General features: G+C 63.3%; 6 protein-coding genes and 2 pseudogenes. 4 read left to right on the top strand and 4 right to left on the bottom strand.

Translation table 11 applies throughout. The features are described 5' to 3' along the window. On the bottom strand, window positions 1-333 hold a 333-nt coding region (locus EOA27_RS21055; RefSeq protein WP_189562072.1), incomplete at its 3' end, for a glutathione S-transferase family protein. Window position 334: 1 nt separating this feature from the next. Then, window positions 335-640: a Rieske (2Fe-2S) protein gene (locus EOA27_RS21050; RefSeq protein WP_126082079.1), complete on the bottom strand. Its 306-nt coding sequence runs from the start codon at window positions 638-640 to the stop codon at window positions 335-337. Between the two features lie 96 nt (window positions 641-736). On the opposite strand from EOA27_RS21050, the gene EOA27_RS21045 reads away from it, so the two are divergent. The 3 genes and pseudogenes from EOA27_RS21045 to ilvC form a co-directional block, all read left to right on the top strand. Then, a complete protein-coding gene (locus EOA27_RS21045; protein ID WP_126082080.1) occupies window positions 737-1,192 on the top strand; it encodes a MarR family winged helix-turn-helix transcriptional regulator in 456 nt (151 codons plus the stop codon). A gap of 127 nt (window positions 1,193-1,319) precedes the next feature. Next, window positions 1,320-1,973 carry a TetR/AcrR family transcriptional regulator gene (locus EOA27_RS21040; RefSeq protein WP_126082081.1) on the top strand — a complete coding sequence of 218 codons (654 nt, stop codon included), beginning with the start codon at window positions 1,320-1,322 and terminating at the stop codon, window positions 1,971-1,973. A gap of 7 nt (window positions 1,974-1,980) precedes the next feature. Then, window positions 1,981-3,018 (top strand): annotated as a pseudogene (gene ilvC / locus EOA27_RS21035) (ketol-acid reductoisomerase); the annotation flags it as partial. A gap of 182 nt (window positions 3,019-3,200) precedes the next feature. Here the strand turns inward: ilvC and EOA27_RS21030 are convergent. Then, window positions 3,201-3,485, bottom strand: coding sequence for a PilZ domain-containing protein (locus EOA27_RS21030; protein ID WP_126060181.1), 285 nt, complete (start codon window positions 3,483-3,485; stop codon window positions 3,201-3,203). 166 nt (window positions 3,486-3,651) lie between these two features. After that, the gene (locus EOA27_RS21025) at window positions 3,652-4,257 is read right to left on the bottom strand and encodes a BA14K family protein (RefSeq protein WP_126082083.1); all 606 of its coding nucleotides are present in this window, start codon (window positions 4,255-4,257) and stop codon (window positions 3,652-3,654) included. Window positions 4,258-4,422: 165 nt separating this feature from the next. Between EOA27_RS21025 and EOA27_RS21020 the strand changes: the two are divergent. Continuing rightward, window positions 4,423-5,113: pseudogene (locus EOA27_RS21020) on the top strand (endonuclease); the annotation flags it as partial.

Genomic DNA, 5,113 nt, shown 5'->3' with positions numbered 1-5,113 from the left:
GCCTATGGCATTGAGGATGGCCGAGCCGAATTCGATCCAGGCGCGATGCCTGGCTCGCGCCAGCGGATCGGCAGGGTGCAACGGATTGGCTTCGGTCTCCTCGAGGAATTCGAGGATGACGGCGGATTCGAAAATCACCTCCTCCGAGTGGCCGTGCCGCACGCGGAGCAGAGGCACCTTGCCGAGCGGCGATATGGCTCTGAACCATTCCGGCTTGTCGGCAAGGTCGACATTGACCCGTTCGAGCGGCACGCCTTTCTCGGCGAGCGCAATCGCGGCGCGCTGGACGTAGGGGCAGAGGTGATGGCTGACGAGGGTGAGCCTTTCGGTCATCTCACTCTCCCCAGACATAGTTGAGCGCGCCATCGTCGACGCGGGTCGACAGGAACATCAGGCGCGAGCCTTTCGGCGCCGGTCCTTCGAGACGCTCGCCGCTTTCCATGTCGAATTTCGCGCCGTGCCATTGGCAGACAAGCGTGCCGTCCTTGCAGTCCAGCGGTCCGCCGAAATGCAGGCAGACATTGGCCGCGGCGCGGATGCGTTCGCCGCTGCGCCAGACATGGACCTCGCGACCGAAGAAGTGCGCGATCAGGCTGCCGGCCTGCGGGATGTCGGCGATCTTGCAGATTTCATGTTTCATCAGAAAGTTCCTTGTTGATGCAATTGCATCTATATGGATGCAAATGCATCGATCGTCAAGCTTGATGCAGTTGCATCTATCGACTAGGCTGCGCCGATGACGAAGACGTCGCCATCGCCGGAAGCCATTGCAGCCTGGGCGCGCCTCGTGCGGGTCTCGCGCCAACTGGTCGAGAGGACCGAGGACGCGCTGAAGGCAAACGGCCTGCCGCCGCTCGCCTGGTATGACGTGCTGCACGAACTCGCCGAGGCGGGCGAGGGCGGGCTAAGGCCGTTCGAGCTGATCGATCGCGTGCTGCTGGCGCAGTACGGCGTCTCACGACTGCTGGCCCGGCTGGAGGCGGATGGCCTGGTCGAAAAGCTGCCCGTCTCCGACGATGGCCGCGGGCAGACCGTTCGCATCACGGCAAGCGGCCGGGAGATGCGCCGCCGCATCTGGGCGGTCTATGGCGCTTGCATCGCCGATCGAATGGACGGCAGGCTTTCAGCCCAGGACCTGAAGACCTTGGCCAGCCTGCTCGGACGGCTGCGCGATCCGCCGGCCAGCGACTAGCTGGCGAGGCTCGCTGCTCCGCCGGTCATTTTTCGCGGCAGCCCCTTGCATCGGAAACAGGAATGCGCAATAAGCCGAACCGTAACGTACGGTACGCCTCTGGGCTATCGGAAAACCGGGAAAGACCGTGCTGCAGGCAGGCGCCGATATCGACACAAGCGAAACGCTGACGGAGCGTCAGCAGGCCGTTCTGGACGCGGCGCTCCGCCTGCTGGTGGAAGAGGGCGACAACGTCACCATGACCGCGGTGGCGCGGCGGGCCAGCTGTTCCAAGGAAACGCTCTACAAATGGTTCGGCGACCGCGACGGACTGCTCAACGCTACGGTGCAGTGGCAGGCCTCCAAGGTGCGCGTGGCGCCGGTCGATCGCAAGAGTCTCGACCTCGCGTCACTGACGGCAAGCCTCCAACGCTTCGCCTCTGACTGGCTCAAGGTGATCTCCAGCGATACGTCGATCGCGCTCAACCGCGTGGCGGTCGGCCATGCCGGCTCCGGCAAGGATGACCTCGGCGCCATTGTGCTGCAGAATGGCCGCTTCGCGCTGGCCAGGCGGCTGAAGCCGGTGCTTGAAGCAGGGCGTCAAGCCGGGCTGCTCGATTTCGAGGACGCCGAGACGGCGTTCCGGACCTTTTTCGGCCTGGTCGGCCGCGACGTGCAGATCCGTCTGCTGCTTGGCGACCAGGTGGAATTGACTGAGGCGACGATCGGCGGCGATGCCCGCCGCGCGACGCAACAGTTTCTCGCTCTCTTCGGAGCAAAAACCGGGCCGCTGGCCCTCTGATCTTCAAAAGGGAAGGAAGACCAAAATGCGTGTTTATTACGATCGCGACGCCGATCTCAATCTGATCAAGGGCAAGAAGGTCGCCATCATCGGCTATGGCAGCCAGGGCCGGGCGCATGCGCTCAACCTCAAGGATTCCGGCGTCAAGGAAATCGCCATCGGCCTGAAAGCCGGCTCGGCGACCGCCAAGAAGGTCGAGGCAGACGGGCTCAAGGTGATGAGCGTGGCGGACGCCGCCAAATGGGCCGACCTGATGATGATGGCGACGCCCGATGAATTGCAGGCCGACATCTACAAGAACGAAATCGCCCCGAACATCCGCGACGGCGCCGCGATCGCCTTCGCCCACGGCCTCAACGTGCATTTCGGCCTGATCGAGCCGAAGGCTTCGGTTGACGTCGTCATGATCGCGCCGAAGGGCCCGGGCCACACGGTGCGCGGCGAATACCAGAAGGGCGGCGGCGTGCCGTGCCTGGTCGCCGTTAACCAGGACCCTTCGGGCAACGCGCTCGATCTCGCGCTCTCCTATGCCTGCGGGGTCGGCGGCGGCCGGTCCGGCATCATCGAGACCAACTTCCGCGAGGAATGCGAGACCGACCTGTTCGGTGAGCAGGTTGTGCTGTGCGGCGGCCTGGTCGAGCTGATCCGCGCCGGCTTCGAGACGCTGGTGGAAGCCGGCTACGCGCCGGAAATGGCCTATTTCGAGTGCCTGCACGAAGTGAAGCTGATCGTCGACCTGATCTATGAGGGCGGCATCGCCAACATGAACTACTCGATCTCGAACACCGCCGAATGGGGCGAGTATGTCTCGGGTCCGCGCATCATCACCGCCGACACCAAGGCCGAGATGAAGCGCGTTCTGAAGGACATCCAGACCGGCAAGTTCACCTCGGAGTGGATGCAGGAATATCGTGCCGGCCTGGCGCGCTTCAAGGGCATCCGCCGCAACAATGACAGCCACCAGATCGAGGAAGTCGGCGCCAAGCTGCGCGCGATGATGCCGTGGATCGCCAAGAACAAGCTGGTCGACAAGGCGAAGAACTGAGGCGATCCACGTCTTTTGCCTGCGCGTCCTCGGGCTTTGCCCTGCGGCGCGCGGGTAATCGCGAAGAACAAGCTGGTCGACAAGGCCAAGAACTAATTCGCAATTTCATAGATGCTCGGAGAAGCCGGCGGATCGATCCGCCGGCTTTTTCTTTGCGAGATCGACGGCAGTGCCGCCGCAGCTCAGCCGTAGTGCCAGTGTGGCTTGGGCTCGGTGCCGGTGAACTCGACGCCGATGCGGTCCTCGCGGCGCCAGCGCACCACGGCCCTGTAGCCGATGCCATCGACCGGCACATAGAGCAGGAATTCATCCGGCACGCGTGCGTCGATCGGCACTTTCAACTCCGCGCCGTTCGAATGCATGTTGCGTACCGTGCACGTCACCTCGGAATTGTTGATGCCGGTCAAGATCGCCGCGCCCTTCAGGACGCGTTGGCGGCGTTGGATTCTGAGTTCGTTTTCGGCCATTGCAGGGTACGTTCTGGCGAATTTTTCGCTGCGAATCGGCATGTGAAGCACCGACATGGATGAATAGGCGCCGCTGATGAATTTAGGGTTATCAAGGTCGCGGCACAGGGTTGCGGCATAATAAAACGGCGCCGCGAAGGGCGCCGTTTCTGTGCCAGCAGGCCGCTCAGATATAGGGCGAAATGCACTGCCGGCGCGGGCCGTAGTTGGGCTGGAACGTGTTGTCCCAGGCCCGATAAGACCGGTAGCGGTCGTAGCACCATTGGACATGGGCCCTGGAAAGCTGCTCCGTCCGGTAAATGCGCCGCGGCTGAACATAGCGCGGATAGGGGTCGTAATAGTAAGGATCGTAGTAATTGTTGTAGGCCAAGCTGCCCAAGCCAAGGCCAAGGCCCAGCCCCAGGATCGCGGCCTCGCTGTCGCGGAAGTGCCGGCGGTGATGGTGCCGCCAGCGCCAGTCGCCATCGCCATTCCACCTGTCTCTGTCCCAGTTGCGGTCCCAGTTGCGGGAGAAGTGCCGGTTGCCGTCGCGTCTGACATCGCGGCCGCGCCACTCGCCGCCGCGCCGCCAGCGCCAGTCATACATCTGCGGCGAGTAGTTGTTGCCGCCAGCCCAACTGTCGCGGACGGGGACGATCGTGGGTGCCACCGCGCTGGTGGCGGTCGAGAAATCGGGCTGCAGGATCGGGCCGGCCACCGACGGCGCGGTCACGCCGGCAACGAGCCCCAGGGCCAAAAGCCCGGATCTGAAGGAAGAAAACAGCGGTTTCATTTCACTCTCCAAGGAGTAAAGGCCCCACGCCCAGAGCACCCCGGGAATGGGCTATTGTTGGAACTTTTCGTCTGAACGGAAGATGAACGGAAAGGTTCCATCAACCATGACGAGCATACGCCCGGCTCTTGTTTTCGGCCTCGCTTGCGCGCAAAGGTCACCGCCATGTCGCTCCGCCTCGCCACCTTCAATGTCGAGAACCTGATGAACAGGTTCGATTTCTCGGGCTATCGCAACCAGCTCAATGAAGACCGCACGCTGGCGCTGTTCGACATCCAGAGCGAGGCGGAATACCGGATCCTCGAGCAGGCCCGCGCGATCGCCCAGTCCGACGACACCCGCCAGTTGACGGCGCTCGCCATCGCGGCCACACGCGCGGACATCATCTGCATGCAGGAGGTCGACAATATCGAGGCGCTGAAGGCGTTCGAATATGGCTATCTGTTCAAGATGATCGGGCAGGGCTACCGTCAGAAATACACCACGGCCGGCAACGACTCCCGCGGCATCGATGTCGCGGTGATGATGCGCAACGAGACCATGCAGGGCCAGCCGATCGAATTCGTGCGCATGACGAGCCACGCCTATGTCACGTTCGAGCGGTTCGGCCTCTTCACGCCGGAGCTTGCGGGGCTCGGGCATGTGGCCAGCGATCGCATCTTTCGGCGGGACTGCCTGGAGGTCGACCTCACTGTCGGCGGCGTGCCGCTGACACTCTATCTCGTGCATTTCAAGTCGATGGGCTCGCCGCTCAACGGGCTGGACGGCCGCGAGGCGACAATGCCGCTGCGCATGGCCGAGGCGCAGGCCGTGCGCCGCATCATCGAGGAGCGTTTCGGCAAGGACCATGCCGCCG

The sequence above is a fragment of the Mesorhizobium sp. M2A.F.Ca.ET.037.01.1.1 genome, from assembly GCF_003998075.1.
GTDB lineage: Bacteria > Pseudomonadota > Alphaproteobacteria > Rhizobiales > Rhizobiaceae > Mesorhizobium.
Note: the sequence above shows the minus strand (reverse complement) of the source record. Positions and strands in the feature narration are given on the sequence as shown.